The 17,005-nt window shown below is 62.6% G+C and carries 16 protein-coding genes and 1 tRNA gene; 11 read left to right on the top strand and 6 right to left on the bottom strand.

Annotated features, from left to right (window positions below; genetic code table 11):
* Nucleotides 1-33: 33 nt before the first annotated feature.
* Together VF617_RS12855 and VF617_RS12850 are read left to right on the top strand one after the other, a co-directional pair.
* Nucleotides 34-792 (top strand): hypothetical protein, encoded by a 759-nt coding sequence (locus VF617_RS12855; protein ID WP_331015293.1) that lies wholly within the window; start codon nucleotides 34-36, stop codon nucleotides 790-792.
* A gap of 310 nt (nucleotides 793-1,102) precedes the next feature.
* Entirely contained in the window at nucleotides 1,103-1,534 is a 432-nt protein-coding gene (locus VF617_RS12850) for a DUF5818 domain-containing protein (RefSeq protein WP_331015292.1), read from the top strand.
* A 19-nt stretch (nucleotides 1,535-1,553) separates the two neighbouring features.
* Here the strand turns inward: VF617_RS12850 and VF617_RS12845 are convergent, their stop codons facing one another.
* The 3 genes from VF617_RS12845 to VF617_RS12835 form a co-directional block, all read right to left on the bottom strand.
* A complete protein-coding gene (locus VF617_RS12845) occupies nucleotides 1,554-2,918 on the bottom strand; it encodes a hypothetical protein (RefSeq protein WP_331015291.1) in 1,365 nt (454 codons plus the stop codon).
* A gap of 12 nt (nucleotides 2,919-2,930) precedes the next feature.
* Nucleotides 2,931-3,131, bottom strand: a complete 201-nt coding sequence (locus tag VF617_RS12840; RefSeq protein ID WP_331015290.1) for a hypothetical protein — start codon at nucleotides 3,129-3,131, stop codon at nucleotides 2,931-2,933.
* Between the two features lie 228 nt (nucleotides 3,132-3,359).
* Nucleotides 3,360-4,586, bottom strand: coding sequence for a tyrosine-type recombinase/integrase (locus tag VF617_RS12835; protein WP_331015289.1), 1,227 nt, complete (start codon nucleotides 4,584-4,586; stop codon nucleotides 3,360-3,362).
* A gap of 601 nt (nucleotides 4,587-5,187) precedes the next feature.
* On the opposite strand from VF617_RS12835, the gene VF617_RS12830 reads away from it, so the two are divergent.
* On the top strand, nucleotides 5,188-6,780 hold the full coding sequence (locus tag VF617_RS12830; protein WP_331015288.1) for a hypothetical protein: 1,593 nt from the start codon (nucleotides 5,188-5,190) through the stop codon (nucleotides 6,778-6,780).
* A gap of 94 nt (nucleotides 6,781-6,874) precedes the next feature.
* Nucleotides 6,875-9,577, top strand: coding sequence for a TonB-dependent receptor domain-containing protein (locus VF617_RS12825; protein ID WP_331015287.1), 2,703 nt, complete (start codon nucleotides 6,875-6,877; stop codon nucleotides 9,575-9,577).
* On the opposite strand, the gene VF617_RS12820 is transcribed toward VF617_RS12825, so the two are convergent.
* Nucleotides 9,578-10,243: a prolyl hydroxylase family protein gene (locus VF617_RS12820; RefSeq protein ID WP_414714053.1), complete on the bottom strand. Its 666-nt coding sequence runs from the start codon at nucleotides 10,241-10,243 to the stop codon at nucleotides 9,578-9,580.
* Between the two features lie 104 nt (nucleotides 10,244-10,347).
* Here VF617_RS12820 and VF617_RS12815 point away from each other — a divergent pair.
* Both VF617_RS12815 and VF617_RS12810 read left to right on the top strand, forming a co-directional pair.
* A tRNA-His gene (locus VF617_RS12815) sits at nucleotides 10,348-10,424 on the top strand.
* Nucleotides 10,425-10,477: 53 nt separating this feature from the next.
* Nucleotides 10,478-11,527, top strand: a complete 1,050-nt coding sequence (locus tag VF617_RS12810; protein WP_331015286.1) for a Leu/Phe/Val dehydrogenase — start codon at nucleotides 10,478-10,480, stop codon at nucleotides 11,525-11,527.
* Between the two features lie 38 nt (nucleotides 11,528-11,565).
* On the opposite strand, the gene VF617_RS12805 is transcribed toward VF617_RS12810, so the two are convergent.
* On the bottom strand, nucleotides 11,566-12,408 hold the full coding sequence (locus VF617_RS12805) for a hypothetical protein (RefSeq protein WP_331015285.1): 843 nt from the start codon (nucleotides 12,406-12,408) through the stop codon (nucleotides 11,566-11,568).
* Nucleotides 12,405-12,941, bottom strand: a complete 537-nt coding sequence (locus tag VF617_RS12800; protein ID WP_331015284.1) for a hypothetical protein — start codon at nucleotides 12,939-12,941, stop codon at nucleotides 12,405-12,407. Before VF617_RS12800 ends, VF617_RS12805 begins: the two co-directional genes overlap by 4 nt.
* Before the next feature lie 102 nt (nucleotides 12,942-13,043).
* Between VF617_RS12800 and ccmC the strand changes: the two genes are divergently transcribed.
* The 5 genes from ccmC to VF617_RS12775 all read left to right on the top strand — a co-directional run bounded on the left by ccmC (nucleotide 13,044) and on the right by VF617_RS12775 (nucleotide 16,992).
* Entirely contained in the window at nucleotides 13,044-13,769 is a 726-nt protein-coding gene (gene ccmC, locus VF617_RS12795; protein WP_331015283.1) for a heme ABC transporter permease CcmC, read from the top strand.
* Entirely contained in the window at nucleotides 13,766-13,897 is a 132-nt protein-coding gene (locus VF617_RS12790; protein WP_331015282.1) for a hypothetical protein, read from the top strand. Before ccmC ends, VF617_RS12790 begins: the two co-directional genes overlap by 4 nt.
* 151 nt (nucleotides 13,898-14,048) lie before the next feature.
* The gene (gene ccmE / locus VF617_RS12785) at nucleotides 14,049-14,483 is read left to right on the top strand and encodes a cytochrome c maturation protein CcmE (RefSeq protein WP_331015281.1); all 435 of its coding nucleotides are present in this window, start codon (nucleotides 14,049-14,051) and stop codon (nucleotides 14,481-14,483) included.
* Nucleotides 14,480-16,474: a heme lyase CcmF/NrfE family subunit gene (locus tag VF617_RS12780; protein ID WP_331015280.1), complete on the top strand. Its 1,995-nt coding sequence runs from the start codon at nucleotides 14,480-14,482 to the stop codon at nucleotides 16,472-16,474. The genes ccmE and VF617_RS12780 overlap by 4 nt, the downstream gene beginning before the upstream one ends.
* Nucleotides 16,471-16,992, top strand: a complete 522-nt coding sequence (locus VF617_RS12775) for a redoxin family protein (RefSeq protein ID WP_331015279.1) — start codon at nucleotides 16,471-16,473, stop codon at nucleotides 16,990-16,992. The genes VF617_RS12780 and VF617_RS12775 overlap by 4 nt, the downstream gene beginning before the upstream one ends.
* Nucleotides 16,993-17,005: the final 13 nt, after the last annotated feature.

Raw genomic sequence — 17,005 nt, 5'->3', positions numbered from 1 at the left:
AGACAATAATATTATGAAGATGTGAAGCAGGCCATGGCAATCAGAAACACTGAGCAGGGAAACACTCCTTGGACCGATGACGAACTCCGCCGTTCGGTTGAAACTTATATCCTGCTGCTCCGCTTTCAGACTCAAGGCGCTGATACTCGTTCGGAGCCACTGGCACAGGCGCTGTTAAGCCAGAGCTTAACCCAGAGAAACAACGCAGCAATTCGATACAGAATGCGGAACATATCCGCTGTTGTTCAGGAGCTGGGCGGTCCGGTCCTCGCAGACTTCTCTCCCGCTGAAAGCGTCGGCGCAGTTGTCCGGCCAAAAATTAGAGCGATGCTACTGGAAAATGACGAATTTTCCCGCATTCTGAATCCCGGTGTTGGCCCGGAGCTTAATACAGCATCTGACGCGCGTGCTGCACTTCGCATCTTGCGCAGCCATGTTGAAGAGCTAGAGCGCGAACTTGCATGGAGGGGGCATAACGGGCCTCCCGACCAAGTTGGCGCAAATGAGAAGTTGAACCAGCTTCGCGAAACGATCGACGACATTGATGTAATCGACGCGGAACTGGAACAGCCGAACCCGGATACGCAGATTGTAAAATCGCGAACCAATAAACTCCTTATGTTCGTCGGAAAGCTGGGAGAATGGCTGGGCGCGCGAACAACGAAATTTGTCGATGCGACGTTATCGGCTGCCGGAACGGTTTTGGGTCCGATCGTGATTGCGAAGGTAACGGGGCTTCTTCCCCCATTGGCGAACGCTATCGAAGCCGTGACGAAAGCGATCACCAACTAAGTTGGTCTCGTATGCGGGCCAGCGGCAATGTTCTTGCCCGCGGCAATCGCCAGCGGCATAAAGCGCGGTGGAGCCGCCACGCACGGCTCTGGGGCTTAGTAACCCCTGATTAGGTCGGTGGGGCTGCCCGTCGCAGTCCGCACATCCTTGACCCTTATGGTCGGGGAGCCTGCGACGTATGTCCAGGGCTTCCCAGCCTAAAGGTCGTAGGGACCGTACCTAGTCCGGTTTACTAACTCCCCGATCACCAAGGATCAGGTGTGAAGTCGAAGCGGGGGCGCACCGCATCGGGCTTCCGGGGAGATCGCCGATGCCAAGAGGCACCCGGCATGTGGAAACGGGCATCTTACGTCCCGGCAAATGGGGCTATTCGCTAGAGGTGGACGGCGGGGGCGTCTGGCAACTCGACGTTCCCCGATCGGCGAGGCGTTACGTCGGTCAGCGCGTAACGGTGGAGGGTGTCCGGTCAGGCTTCGATTTGCTCGATGTTGAACGGATCGCATCCGGTAACGCTCATAGCTGCAATCGTTTTGCCGAACCGCCCAATTTGCCACTTGCAAGCCCGTACAGGGCTAAACGGGGAGGGGCCGCCATCCTAGTGCCCTGGGCGGCAATAACGCTGATAACAGCTTGTAGCTTCCTATTGATCCTTATGACCTATATAGAGTCAACAAACCTCCAGAATATCTATCTCTATATTATTTATCCTATCTCTGGATGGGAACCAATTTCATTAAAGTAACAGTCATTCATTTCCTTCCTCAGGCATCCTCCTGACCATCAACCACAACGAAGGAGTCATGGACAGGAAGGGCAACAATCCCTTTGTCTTCTAGGTTGCTGATCACGTTCAGAGCGATTTCGGAGTCTTTTCGTTGCAGCCATTTCCATGCCTCTGACTGAAACTCATGGGCAATGGGGGCATGTTTGTCTCTGAGCATTGCTACAACCGCCGCTTCCTTGACCCACGGCCTAACCCTTTCCTCTCCCGTCAGCTTAACCCGCTCGGGGCAGCCTTCTTTTGTTGTGTTGAACAAGGCTTGGGCAAACCGTTTCGTCCCCGGTCGGAAGAACTTTTCCGGCAATCGCCTTTCAAGTCGGATCGCTTCAAGCGCGTCCAGAAAATAGGCGTCCCCTTCAAAGGGCAACCCGTTCTTGTGATACAGCATCCGAATGGCGCAACTGGCGAAATCGAGTTCTACGGTAGGCTCCCCGTTGATCGTGATCAGGGGACGCAAGCCCTTGGGGAAGTTGACCCACCATGCGCCATAAAACCGCCCGCCATCCTCAAATCCGCCATTGTTGAATTGGCGGTACAGGCTCTTGTTGGTCAAGTCGGGACGTTTCAGCTTGGGTGTGCCAGCTTGCCGTTGGGCATTCATCCTAGCCGTTAGCTGGGCCGTTTCTCCCGACGACAGGGCAATGCCGATGTCCTGTTGAGCAATAAAGCCGTTGTAGGCATCAATCTTAGCCCTCCACGCGCGGGACTGATCGTCCTGTGCGAAGTCGATCAGATTCCCATCGCCGCTACTGGTCTGATAGACCCTGATCAGTCTGCCGGGGTCCAGCCGGTGAATGACGTTGCGGTCGGACAGCTTGGCATTCATGGCTGCGATCACGAACGCCTCCGTTGGGCGAAAGGTTGTCGATCCTTTCCTCCAAATGCCAGGGCTGCTTTCGATCATTCCCGCGTCGCGGAGTAGCTTGATCTCTCGGCCCATTGCCTCGCCGTTAAGCCACGGCTCCCCTCGGCCCTTGTAATCCTTCGGCCCTGTCATCACGGCAACAAGAGGCGGGGTGAACCATCGAAAGGCGCGGAAGCCGTTGACGGCCAGTTTGCGGATGAAAATGCGATGATTTTTCAGGTCATGCACTTTCCGTTTGCGATCACGGACTTCCACCGCGTCAATTGCGGCTAAAAGCATTTCCGTGAAGGCATCACCCTCAGAGCCGATGAAATCGAAATCCTCATCGAACCATTCACCCTTTGGCCGTTTGAATGGCTGGGGAACCGTGGCATTCGCTTTGGTAGCCAATGGTGCGGCAACGTCCAGCAGTGTCCCGGCGAAGCCCACGGGGGCCGGGGAGGCGGAATAGTCCGCCCCCAGCATCCTGTCGTAAAACATGGGTCGTGCCCCTTATGCTGCGATGGAAGCAACGAAGGCTTCGATCTCGCCCCGGACGTAACGGGGGCAGGTGCCGATATATCGGGCATCGACTTTGAGGGTATGCGGCAAGCCTTTGGCCCGCTTGTGCCGTTGGACCCGGACCCATGAAGTCGAGAGGTTCAGCTTGCGGGCCACGTCCTTGTCAGTGAAAAAATCAGGTTCAATTTGCATTGGCGTTCATCCTTTTTGGACGAGCAAAAGCCCCGTGCGGGGCGGGTGCCTCGAACGGAGCGTTGGCTCTAAGTCTAGCGAAAAATGGAAAGGGAAAACCCCCGATCCATACCATAATTGTATAGTAAAATGACCGATTTGTCAAGCAAAAACGTACTTATCGGCTAAGTTGGCACGTAACTTGCCGGAGTGCAGGCTGACGAATGCATTGACTCTGCTAGACTTTAGCTAGACGCCAACGTCCTCGGATGATCGGTTATGCAAAAGCCGCAGCCGCTTCCTTGTCCCCAGATCTACCGCGTAATGCTTGGCCAGCATCGCTGTCCCGCTATGCCCCAGCCTCCCCGCGATAGTGCGAGGATCAATGCCCTTGCTCATCAATATGGTGGCGTGGCTTCGGCGTAGATCGTGAAGGCGAACGTCATTCAATCCCGTTGCCTTCCACAGTGCCGCTAGGGACCGCTTGAGCGTGGTCATGGATAGCGGGAACAGTCTGTCGTCTCCGTCCATCCTTGGCAGTGCCCGCAAAGCCTCGATGATGGCCTTCATCTCAGGGGTGCAGCTTACGAAACGGGATTTGTCGCTTTTGGAGTTCAACACCTCAACGACCGTGTGTTCGGCATCGACTTCCCGGACGTTATCCCATGTCAGGGCAAGAATTTCCGCCCGCCGCATCCCGGAATTGTAGGCCCATGCGACATAGTGACGAAGCCATCCCCTGATCCGATGCGGGGTCTGCTCCCTGTTGTCCTCTTGCTCCTGTTCGATGCGTTCGCAGGTCGCCAGAATGGTTTTCCATTCCTTCTCGGTGACAAACCGCTGCCTTGCTTCAACGCCCTTGATCTTGTCGGCCCACGTCGCTGGGTTCCGGTCAATCAGCCCGTTGCGAACCGCATCGTTCAAAATGGCATTGAGGGTGTTCAACTCCCGTTGGACCGTGCCCGGTTTCAGCGTTGCCCGCTTCTTGCCAATCCACTTGTTCACATCACCGACCGTGATTGCATTTAACGCCTTCTTGCCGAAGGCTGGAATAAGCGATCGGTTCACATTGCCCTGGGTGACGCCGAAACTCTTCAACGTCGATTTCTTGCGTTCCAGCCATTCTCCGGCGTGGGTGGCAAAGGTGGGCACCTCGGTGGCCTCAAGGGGTTTGCCATGATCGGCCAGCTTCTGGAGCCTGTCCCGCTCCTCTATCAGTTCCTGCCATGTCCAAGAGGCCCGCTTGCCCTTCTTGATCTCTACAGAGCCGCCAATGGGCACCGTGCGGCCGTTGTGAACGCCACCAAGCGGCAACCTGATCTTGAGCCATACCGTGCAGCCGGTGGCACCTTTGAACAGGCCGATGCCATCGTTGTAGGCGGGGCGTTTTGTCATCACCTCGGGCAACTCAGCCTCGAAGCGATCAAATTCAGCATGCCGTCTGGGACGTCCGACAGGGCGCTTGGGTTGGGTCATGCGGGGGTTCCTTTCCTCTTGTTCTTGGCATCCCCACAAAGTCTGATAATTAGTGGGGAATGCAGTGGGGTATAGGAGTATTATACCCCAAAAAGCCCGAAAAGTCCACCCCACTAAGTCCCCACTCGCAACCGATTTAAACCCCTAAATTCGACAATAACCGCAGAAACCCGTGTGTTTGAGGAATGGCGGTTTTCCGGGAACGGCAGTAACTACAAAGGCTCTTGGGAACGGGTGCTGCTACCCTTCACACGGGTGGGGTCGCAGGTTCAATCCCTGCCGCGCCCACCATCTGAAACGGCCCGCTGGTCGCGTGATCGGCGGGCTTTTTGATGCCTTGAACTGGAAAAGGCGCGCCTGCCAGCCCGGCGCTCGGGTCAAGTGCCCCCCAAGCTAAATCCGGACAACCGTAACACTCCCGTAACAGCAGAGTCGCGGAAGTTACGCCGAACTTCCACGTACGAGTCACGCAAGCCCCCTAGCCGGGCAATGCGGCCGACGGGGATACGCCGAGTCGAACCCGCACAGTTTCGAAACCAGCAACCGGCGTCCGCCGGATGGAGATCCTATGCCCAGCTTCAAGCGCCTTAGCCTAGCCCTGATGACCAGCTGTGCAGCTCTCGCCCTGGGCGCCTGTGACGGCGCGAGCAGCGTCGCATCGCCAGGCGCGGGAACGATCGTCTTCCCAGCTCCCGCCCCGGCTGCGACTCCGACCCCCACCCCGGCAACTACCCCGACTCCGACCGCCAACTTCGCGGCGACGGCAGTCAGCGGCGTAACGGTCACCCAGGACGAGCAGCTCGCCGTATTCAATGCGGGCGCGGGCAACACGCTGAACGGCTCGGCTCCGCTCAACGGGTTCGCGCCCCAGGGCGGGGCGGCCACGCTGGCGCCGTTCAACGCCGCGACGCTTTCGAGCTTCTTCGTTTCGACCGGATTCGTCGGCGCGGTGGCGAATGCCAGCGACACTTCGTTCCGCGACTGGACTTGCAGCTCCTCGACGCTGAACTTCACGCCGACGGGCGCGATCCCGGCGGCGAACAACTGCGTCACTTCGCTCACCCGCACTGCCGCCGCTCCCGCGGCAACCGCCTGTGCCGCCGGCACCGTGGATGCCGGAACCAACAACAATTACCGGCTGTGCCGCCTGCCCGCCATCGTTGCGGGGACGCTGAACCTGCCGCGTGTGGATGGCGTCGCCTATCAGATCAACGGCCGCGTCGATGTCGGCGTCGATCTGGGCATCGGCGGAGCGGCCGCCGGTGGCGCCTCCGCCACGCTCAACATCGATCCAGGCGTGATCGTGGTCGCGAATGCGAACGACGCCGCCAACGACTTCCTGGTCGTCAATCGCGGATCGCGGATGAACGCGATCGGCACTGTCGCCCTCCCCATCATCTTCACCTCGCAACAGAACCTCAATCCCGCCGGCACCAGCGACGCTACGCAAGGGCAGTGGGGCGGCGTCATCATGGCCGGCCGCGCGCCGATCGCCAATTGCATCAGCGGCGTGAACGACGCCGCGGGCTCGAGCACGACCTGTGAACAGGTGGTCGAGGGCACCGGCAACGCGCTTTATGGCGGCGCAGCCCCGGCCGACAGCAGCGGCACGGTTCAATACGTGCAAATCCGATACTCGGGCATCGAGATCACCCCGGGCAACGAATTGCAGGGCCTGACGCTAGGCGGCACGGGTTCGGGCACCACCATCGATCACGTCCAGGTGCACAACAGCTCGGACGATGGCATCGAAGTGTTCGGCGGCACCACCAACATGCGCTACCTGGCGATCACCGGCGCCGATGACGACGGCCTCGATCTCGACGCCGGCTATCGCGGCTTCGTGCAGTTCCTGATCACCGCGCAAAAGACGATCGGAGCGACCAGCGACTCGTTCTCGATGGAGATCGATTCGAACGGGAACGAAGACCTGTTGCCGCGTACCTTCGGCCGCCTCGCCAACTTCACCCTGATCCAGACGACGGCGAGCGCTCCTGCGGCAATCCGCCTGCGTGGTGGCGCCGACTTCACCTTCGTGAACGGTATCGTCCGCGCGGTCGGCCCGTGCATCAATCTGGTCGCGGGTATCGACGCGGGTGGCGGAAAATCGACGATCCGCCCGTCCAATGCCGGGCTTCAGGACGTAGGGCCGCCGCTGTTCAACTCAGTCTATCTGGCTTGCAACGGCGCGTAACAGCCCAACCAGCCGAGCAAGGACGCGCCGGGGCGGCGGAGCAATCCGCGGCCCCGGTGCTTCGCAAAACCAGCCTCCGGATCGGACAAGCCGCATGACGACGAAAATCACTCTCGCCACCCTTCTGGTCGCCACCACGCAGCTAGTGTGCCCGGCAGCGCTGGCTCAAGTTGCGGGGCAGACGCCTCCCGCGACCGCGCCGGCTGATCCAGCCGTCGCGCCTGCGCAGGATGCTGGGCAAGACCCTGAAGTCTCGGCCCCGGGATTCGATGCAGATGCCGGCGAAGAGATCGTCGTCACCGGGCGCAACATTCCCAATGTGGTGCGCGCTACGGCGCAGGTCGTATCAGTGCTTTCGACGGAAGACATCGCGCGGACGGGAGAGGGCGATATTGCCGGAGCGCTTTCCCGCGTCACCGGCCTCAGCGTGGTCGGCAACGGCTTCGTGTTCGTCCGCGGCCTCGGTGACCGCTATTCCTCCTCGCTGCTCAACGGCTCTCCGCTGCCGAGCCCCGAGCCGCTGCGCCGCACGGTGCCGCTCGATATCTTTCCGACCAGCATCGTCGGCAGCGCGCTCGTCCAGAAGACGTATTCGGCCAATTATCCCGGCGAGTTCGGCGGCGGCGTGATCAATCTGACCACGCGCGCCGTGCCCCAGGAGAGCTTCCTCCAGGTTGGCGGCTCGCTCATGTTTGACAGCACGACGACCGACCAGTTCGGCTATGTCTATGATGGCGGGCGGCTTGACTCGCTCGGCTACGACACGGGCGAGCGGGATGTGCCCGGCTTCATTCGGGCTGAGGGGCTGACGTCGAGCGTGTTCTTCTCGGGCCAGGTCGCGCAACTGACCAATGCCGAGACGACATTGCTTCAGCAAAATGATCACATCCCGGTGAATTGGAACGGGGAGATGAGCGCCGGCCATTCGTTCGATGTGGGCGGTGTGCGCCTGGGCCTGATCGCCTCGGCCAGCATGGGCAACAGCTTCCGCACGCGCGACGCCATTCAGCAGGACACAACCGATCCGACGGGCGCGGTGCGCAGCGATTTCAGGACCGTGCTGACCGACAACCGGATCGTGGCCAATGGACTGCTCGGCTTTGGCGCGGAATTCGGCGAACACCGCATCCGCTGGACCAATCTGTATATCCACGACACGCTGAAGCAGGCGCGCCTGGGAACCGCCACCGTTTATCCGAACAGCAGCGGCAATCAGGTGCTCCAGCAAAACACCAACTGGTTCGAGCGGCAGCTGATCGACACCCAGCTTACGGGCGAATTCAAGTTTGGCGGCCTGTCGCTCGACATGCGCGGGAGCTATGCCAACACGCGGCGCAACGCGCCCTATGAGCGCTTCTTCAGCTATCGCTTCGATCCGGTGCGCCAGGCCTATGTCAACAGCCTCAACGGGCTCGGCGAATCGGCCACCGTGGCCTTCAGCGAGCTGGACGAGAACCTGTGGAGCGGCCAGGCGGACCTGGGCTATCGGCTGCCATTCTTCTCGCGCCCGGTGACGCTATCGGGTGGCTATTTCTACAGCGACTCGCAGCGTAGCTCGACGCGCTTCGATTTCCGCTATCGATCGTTCAACGGGGGAAGCATTCCTTCCCCGGCGAGCTATCTCCGACCCGATTTCCTCCTCTCGACCGACTCGATCATGAGCGCCTGCTTCAACCCGACCACGGTTGCCGCCGAGGCGGGCTGCATCCGCCTGTTCAACCTGTCGAACGCGCAGGGAGCCGCACAATATGACGCCAGTTTGAAGATCCACGCGGGCTATGCTCAGCTCGAAGGAGAGCTGGCCGAGGGGCTGCGCGCCACGGCGGGCGTGCGGTACGAAAAGGCCGATGAGCGCGTGACCACCAACAGCGCGACCTTTGCCGGCACGCGCCTGAACAATGCCTATTGGCTGCCCGCGGCGACCGTGACCTGGAATTTCGCGCCGGACATGCAGGCGCGTCTGCACGGATCGAAGACGATCGCGCGCCCGCAGTTCCGCGAGCTGGCCCCGCAGGTCTATCGTGATTTCGAATCGGACCGCCTGTTCTTCGGCAATCCCGAGTTGATCGACTCCAAGCTTCTCAATTTCGAGGGCCGGTTCGAGTGGTTCTTCGCCCGCGATCAGCGGATCACCGCCGCCGGCTTCTACAAGAAGATCGACAACCCCACCGAGCAGGTGGCGTTCTTCCCGACCGCCGATTCCAGCCTGCAAACGGGCTTTTCCTATGCGCCCAGCGCCACATTGTGGGGGGGCGAGATCGAGGCGCAGAAATATTTCCCGCTGGAGAGCTGGGGCGGCTTCTTCACCAGCCGCCGGCTGATGCTGGTCGCCAACTACACTTATACCAAGTCGAGCATCCAATCCGGATCGGAGCTGGTGCCGAGCCCCATCCAGAATGGCAGCGGCGTGGCGGTGCTGGTGCCTTCCAGCCAGTTGTTCCGCGACGGCGCGCCGCTGACGGGGCAATCGGACCATCTGGTGAACCTGCAATTCGGGATCGAGGATACCGACAGCCTCTCGCAGCTCACTGCGCTGTTCACTTACGCCAGCAACCGCGTCACCAATCGCGGTGCGAACCTCCTGCCCGATATCGTCGAGCGGCCGGGCATCCGGCTCGATCTGGTGGCACGGCAGGGCGTGAAACTGGCCGGTCTGGAATTCGAACTGAAATTGGAGGCGCGCAACCTGACCGGTACGCGTTACCGCGAATATCAGCAGTTTGACGGCAGCGCGGTCGAGATCAACAGCTATCGCCTGGGCCGCACGGTCTCGCTGGGGGTGAGCGCGAAGTTCTGATCAGCCCCAGGGCCGCTCACGGAACCATTGGGTGATCACGTATTTCAGGCCCGCCCGGACCTTCATCGCGTGGTGGAGAGTCGAGGGGTTCGGCGTGCCGTTCACCCGCAGGTTGTTCCAGACGATCAGCTTGCCGGTCTCGGGAGTCACCAGCTTGTCGATCGCCTTGAAGCGGGTGACGCCGCCGGCCTCGACTTCGTTGAGATAGAGCATCGCGGTCCAAGTGCGCTGGCCCGCCACGCTGCAATATCGGGCGAAGTCGGCGCCCGTGGGCTCGAAATAATCAGTGTGCGCCTTGAATTCCTGGCCGATTTCATAGCGCTGGCCCTGCATCGGCTCGCCATGCGCGGGATCGAGCCCGGTCAGCGCGATGATCCGGCGCTTGAGCTCCATCACCATCGGGTCGTTCGCGGCCAGATCGCATGTCTCGCTGGTTCGGAAGGCATAGTCGCCGTTGGCGTCGGCGATCGTGGAGGGGCGGCGCTCGGCGTCGATCTTGATCATCAGGAGCTGGCAGAGCTCCGGCTCGAGGAAGTTCTTCGCAATGAACATCTCGACCTTGGGGTTCGGCACGCGCTGAACGCCGGGCTGACGCATGATGTGCGCGGCGACGGGGCTGGGGCCGGTTACCGGGCCGGAATCGAAGGTCACGGTGACGTTCTGCATGGCCGTTCATTGCCAAAGAAGCGACGCCGACGCCATAGTGCCGGAGGCCCGCCGCAACTATCTTGCGCTCCGCAATCAGCCCCGCTAAGCGCCCAACCTTCGTGGCGATCGTAGTTCAATTGGTTAGAGCACCGGCTTGTGATGCCGGAAGTTGCGGGTTCAAGTCCCGTCGGTCGCCCCAGGATTTTTGATCGGCTCACGCCGATGGACGTGCGGCCCCCGCAGGAACAAGAAATGATCACCGACTGGGGCTTCCCCGATTTCGACGACCATGAGGGCGTGCACCTCTTCAGCGACCGCGATTCCGGGCTTAGCGCAATCATCGCGATCCACTCGACCAAATTGGGGCCGGGCGCGGGCGGGGTGCGCTTCTGGCATTATGCCGATCACCGCGCCGCGATCACCGATGCGCTGCGCCTCTCGCGCGGGATGAGCTACAAGAACGCGATGGCCGGCCTGCCGATGGGTGGGGGCAAGGGCGTGATCCTGGCCGACAAGCCGGGCGCCGAAGTATCCACTACGCAGCTTGAAGCATTTGGCCGGGCGATCGAATCGCTGGGCGGGCGCTACGTGACCGCCGAGGATGTCGGCATGTCCGAAGAGCGGATGAAGACCGTTGCAACGCAGACGAGGCATGTTTCGGGGCTTCCCGTGGCGGCGGGCAGCGCGGGCGGCGATCCGGGGCCGGTAACGGCGCGCGGCGTCTATCTGGGCGTCAAGGCGGCGGCAAAGCGCGGGCTGGGCGCGGATTCGATGGCCGGCGTGCGCGTGGCGATCCAGGGCGTCGGCTCGGTCGGCGGCGGGCTGGCCCGGTTGCTCGCGGCGGACGGCGCTAAACTGACCTTGGCCGACGTCAATGCCGAGCGCGCCAAGTCGCTGGCGGCCGAGCTGGGCGGAGAGGCGGTCGATGCCGATGCGATCCTGAGCCTCGACGCCGATCTGTTCAGCCCCAACGCACTGGGCGCGATCCTGACCGAGCAATCGATCGCGACGCTGAAGGCCAAGGTCGTCGCCGGCGGCGCGAACAACCAGCTGGCGACGCGCCAGGACGGGCACCGACTCCACGATGCCGGCGTGCTCTATGCGCCCGATTACGTGATCAACGCGGGCGGCATCATCAATGTCGGCCTGGAATATCTGGGGCTGGGCGACCGCAGCGAAGTCGACGCCCGCGTCGAGCGCATTCCGACCCGGCTGATCCAGGTCTGGGATGAAAGCGACCGCACCGGCGACCCCGAAAGCGAAGTCGCGGACCGGATCGCGCAGGAACTGATCGGGCGCTGATTCTCACGCGGTTGTAGGACAGGGAACGCCCGGCCAAGCTAATATTGGTTCGGCGCGACCTTGTTTGCCACGAGGTCGAGCACGTCGCCCCGGTCGTAGCCGAGCACGCCGGGGATCGGTGCGAGGCGGTTGATGTTGAACGAAAATCCCGCGACGAACTTGCCAACCGCGCGATAATCGGCGGGAGTGATCGGCTTGCCGGTGAGCAGAGCCGGCACCGGGGCCGACGGCGTCGCCGGGCGGATCGCGGCGGCCCAGGTGACGATATGGCCGTTCATGCTGGGCCCGAAACCGGTTTCGGCGGCAAGCTCAGGCACGTCCGACTTGGTCGCCGCGGCGGCCACGAACAGCGTGCCGAGATCGGCGATCTTGCCGGGCTCGGCAGTGAAGGAGACCGTGCCGAGGCAGAGGCAGGTCTGGAAGACCTGGCCGAAGCCGAGGCCGTAGATCACATAATTGCCGGGAACCGCCTCGATCAGAAGCGTCTTGAGCTTGCCGGCCTTTTCGAGCGCGCGGCCCATGTCGACGGTCTGCGCGTTCTGGATCTTGTCATAGACGAAGTTGAAATTGTCCAGCGTGGGTATGGGAGGGGCCGGCTTTCCAGCGGCAATGGCTTCGGCGCGCTTCTTGAGCAAGGCGGGCTCGGCCTTGGCGAAGGCTGCGCGCTTCGCAGCGTCATAGGCCTGCATCTCGTCCGGGGTCGGGATACGCAGGAAAACGGGGCTTACGCCGAAATCCGAGCGGAAGAGGAAATAGGCGCGGTCGGCACGAAGCGTCACGGGCTTGCCGCCGCGAATCTCCACCAGTTTCTCGGTTTGTGCGAGGGCAGGGGCCGCGAGCGGCGCAAGCGCGAGGGACAAGGCGAGCAGATGCTTCTTCACTTGCCGGGCACCTTTCCGCCGAAACCGGGGCCGGAGGCGATCCTGGCCTGGACGGCGATCGACTGATCCTGGGGGAGATTGGTCACATTCTCCCATATCTCCTCCGCGACACCGTAGCGCGTGTATCCCCGCGTCTCCATGCATCGGCGCATCTTGGCCTGATAGTCGCGCCGGACAAGCGTTCCCTCGACCATCGCCAGCATCAGTGAGCCGACCAGTCCGTAGGGGTTGGGATTGTTCTCCGCCTTCACGCCGGTCCGGCTTTCCCAGGGGACGAAACGGCCGAGCTTGACCGAGCCCCAGTCATTGGGCGTCAAAAAACGGAAGCAATCGGCGAAATCGGCATGCGCCTCGGCGAAGCTGACGCCTTCGCGCTGGAAGAAAAAATACTTCCAGCCATTGGCTATGACTTGAGGCGCTGACGAACCGGAAAGGTCGGGGATAGCGACCGTTGCCGGATCGGGCGCCGTCTGCGCGAACGCGGTAGAGTGCAAGCCAGCCGCGAGCAGCGCGGCGAACGCAAGGATACGCATGATTCCCTCTCAATTGCAGCGAAGCTAAGAGGAGAAATGCTGTCCGTCCAGCAGGTTAATGCAATGATGGATTCCCCCGGAAAAGACAGCTAACCCGCACGCGTGCCCGCCCTCCACGCCTTCGCCAACCCCGCGCGTTTCCTGAAGATCGCCAAGCCGCTGACGCCGGTGCTCTTCTGGCTTGGCGCGGCGCTGGCCTTGTTCGGCGCTTTTGCGGGGCTGAGGCTCACGCCGCCGGATTATCTCCAGAAGGAGAGCGTGCGCATCCTCTATGTCCATGTGCCGTCGGCGTGGCTGGGTATGGGGGGCTGGACGGGGCTGGCGGCGGCAAGCCTGGCGTATCTGGTCTGGCGGCATCCGCTGGCGAACTTCGCGGCGCGCGCGATTGCCCCCGCAGGGGCGGTATTTGCCGCAATCTGCCTGATCACGGGATCGATCTGGGGGCGTCCAACCTGGGGAACCTGGTGGGAATGGGACGGGCGGCTGACTTCGATGCTGCTGCTCTTTTTCATCTACGTAGCCTATATCGCGCTGGCACGCGCCGATGCGGAACGCGGTGGGGATGGCCGGGTGCCCGCCCTGTTCGGGGTGGCGGGGAGCGTGCTGCTGCCGATCATTCGCTATTCGGTGGTGTGGTGGAACACGCTGCACCAAGGGCAGAGCATCGGGCTGACCAGCTCTTCGATCGATAATTCAATGCTCTGGCCGTTATTTTTCACGCTCGGCGGCTTCACGCTGCTGTTCGGCGGGATCGTGCTGATGCGGATGCGGGCGATGCTTGCCGCGCAAAAGGTGGAAGCGCGAATGCGGCGGATGGCTTCGCAATGAACCATTGGGCGTTCGTGATCGCGGCCTATGCCGTCACGCTGGCAGGGACGGGCGGGCTGGCGCTCGCCAGCTATCTGGCGATGCGCAAGGCCGAAGCGGTTGCCGATGCGATGAAGGCCGGCAAGTGACAGCCGTTGTCGATACCAGCATTCCCCTCCCTGGAAGGGAGGGGTTAGGGGTGGGTGGATGCACGCGATACGGTGCCCCACCGCGCTCGGCATCGGTACGCCAGGACGCGACCTACCCCCAGCCCCTCCCTTCCAGGGAGGGGAGCATTTAATGAAGCCGAAGCATCAACGGCTCGTGCTGGGCCTGCTCGCGATTGCCGCGGTGCTCGGCGCGAGCGGACTCGCGCTCTCCGCGCTCGAGGACCAGGCTTCATTTTTCTACGCGCCCGGGGACGTGGCCGGAAAGCCCACGCCCATCGGCAAGCATGTGCGGCTTGGCGGGATGGTCCAGAAAGGATCGATCCAGCGCAAGGCCGATGGGGTTTCGATCCGCTTCGTGGTGGGCGACGGCGTGGCGACGGTGCCGGTGGCGTTTCGCGGAGTGACGCCCGATCTGTTCAAGGAAGAATCGGGAGTGGTGGCCGAGGGGCAGTTCCAGCCCGATGGCAGCTTCGTCGCGGACAACCTCCTCGCCAAGCATGACGAGCGTTATATGCCGCCGCAGCTCAGCGGCAACCAGCACGTTTCGAAGTCGATCGAGCCATGATCGCCGAAGCTGGGCTGGCGGCATTGTGGCTCGCGGCGGCGTTTGCGCTGGTGCAGCTGGCGTTGGGATGGGGGGCGGCGCGCTCGGCCCCACAATCCGCTCAGCCTGAGCTTGTCGAAGGCCCTTCGACAAGCTCAGGGCGAGCGGATCAAGGGTTGATGGCCGCGCTGCGCCGGGTCGCGCTGGTGCAAGGGCTGCTTGCGATGGCGGCATTCGCTCTGCTGATCGCATTGTTCGTGAACTCCGACATGTCGGTACTGCTGGTGGCGACCAACAGCCACTCGGCAAAGCCGCTGATGTACAAGATCGCGGGAGCATGGGGGAACCATGAGGGCTCGATGCTGCTCTGGGTGACCGTGCTGGCGATGGCCGGGGCGGGAGTGGCGCTGTTCGAGCGGCGGCTGGCGGCGAGGACGCTGGCGGCGACGCTGGGCGCGCAGGCGTTCATCGGGCTCGGCTTCTATGCCTTCCTCGCCTTTGCCTCGAACCCGTTCGCGCGGCTCAACCCGGCAGCGTCGGACGGGCAGGGGCTCAATCCGCTGCTCCAGGACCCCGGCCTCGCCTTCCACCCGCCGACGCTTTATTTCGGATATGTCGGGCTTTCGATCGCATTCAGCTTCGCCGTGGGCGCACTGCTGATGCGCGACGTTGGGCCGGCATTTGCACGGGCGATGCGGCCCTGGGTGCTGGCGGCGTGGATTTTCCTGACGATTGGGATCACGGCGGGCTCGTATTGGGCCTATTATGAGCTCGGCTGGGGCGGCTGGTGGTTCTGGGATCCAGTGGAGAACGCATCGCTGATGCCGTGGCTGGCGGCGACCGCCCTGCTCCATTCGGTGACCGTGCTGGCGACGCGCGACGGGCTGCGCGCCTGGACGCTGATGCTGGCGCTGGTGGCGTTCGCGATGTCGATGATCGGGACGTTCCTGGTGCGATCGGGAATATTGGTGAGCGTTCACGCCTTTGCAGTGGACCCGACTCGCGGGACCTTTATCCTTGCGCTGCTCGGCATCTATATCGGCGGCGCGCTGGCGCTGTTCGGAGCGCGGGTGGGGACGATAACGCAGGGATCGACTTTCCGCCTGGTCAGCCGCGAAGGCGCGCTGGTGCTCAACAATCTGCTGCTGACGGTGATCCTGGGGCTCGTCTTCATCGGCACGCTGTATCCATTGGTGGCGCAGGCGATGGGCGTGCAGCTTTCGATAGGTGCGCCGTTTTTCGACAAGACGATCGCGCCGATCGCTTTGGTGCTGGTGCTGGCGACAGCCGCAGGGCCGTTGCTCAACTGGCGGCGCGACGTGCTGAATACGCTGGCCGGCAAGCTGGTGTGGCCGGTGGGGATTGCCGGGCTGGCCTTTGCGCTGCTGTTCATGATGAGCACCGGCGCGCCGGTTGTGCCGCTGATCGGAATCGCCTTTGCGGTGTTTCTTGGCGTCGCGAGCGTGCTGCCGCTGGTCCGCCGTAAGCTCCGCCGGACGCCGTTGCACATCTGGGGCATGGTGATCGCGCATCTGGGCGTGGCGGTGAGCATCGCGGGGATGGGGGCTGACAGTGCGTTCAAGACCGAGCGGCTGACCGCCATTGCCGTGGGACAGAACACGACGGTGGGGCCCTTTCGCATCGAGCTGGCCGAGGTGCGGCCGGCGATCGGGCCTAACTGGTCCGCAGTGGAGGCGCGGCTGAAAGTCACTAGCGAGGGCGGCGCGCCGTTCGAGCTTTTCCCTCAGCAGCGGTTCTTCAGCGCCCCGCCGACCAACACCAGCGAAGCGGCGATCACGACCATGCCCGGCGGGCAGCTTTACACCGTGCTGGGCGCGGGCGACGGCGCCAATGCGGAAGGGGGGGCGCGCTGGCAGCTGCGGCTGTGGTGGAAGCCCTTCGTGACGCTGATCTGGCTGGGGGGCGGACTGATCGCGCTCGGCGGGCTGCTGGCGCTGATCGGGCGGGTGCGGCGCGAGCGCCGCGCGGCTGACGAAGAGGCATATGCATGAAGCGGGTGCTGATCTGGCTGCCGCTGGCGCTGTTCGCGGGCGTACTGGCGCTGGTGGCGAGCGGGCTGATCAAGCCGGGCGACCGGACGATACGCTCGGCGCTGATCGACAAGCCGCTGCCGGGTATCGAGCTGCCGCCGTTGGTGGCCGGCAAGGAGGGGATAAGGGGTGGCGTGACCGGAAAGCCGCGGCTGATCAACGTGTTCGCCAGTTGGTGCCTGCCTTGCATCGCGGAGGCCAGGCAATTGATGAAGCTCCGCGAAATGGGCGTGGAGATCGACGGCATTGCGACCGCCGACACGCCTGAGGCGATGGCGGCGTTCCTCCAGGCCAATGGCGATCCCTATGCGCGCATTGGCGACGATCGGAATCGCAAGGTGCAGTTTTCGCTGGGTTCTGCAGGCGTGCCCGAAACCTTCGTGATCGATGCGCGGGGGCGGATCATCAAGCAGCATATCGGCGATATCCGCGAAGAGCATCTGCCCGAATTGCTGGCGGCGCTGGAAGCGGGGAAGTGAAGCGGCTGCTCGC

Origin of the sequence: Sphingomonas sp. (genome assembly GCF_036388215.1) — a bacterium.
Lineage (GTDB): Bacteria > Pseudomonadota > Alphaproteobacteria > Sphingomonadales > Sphingomonadaceae > Sphingomonas.
This window is presented reverse-complemented; position numbering and strand designations above follow the sequence as displayed.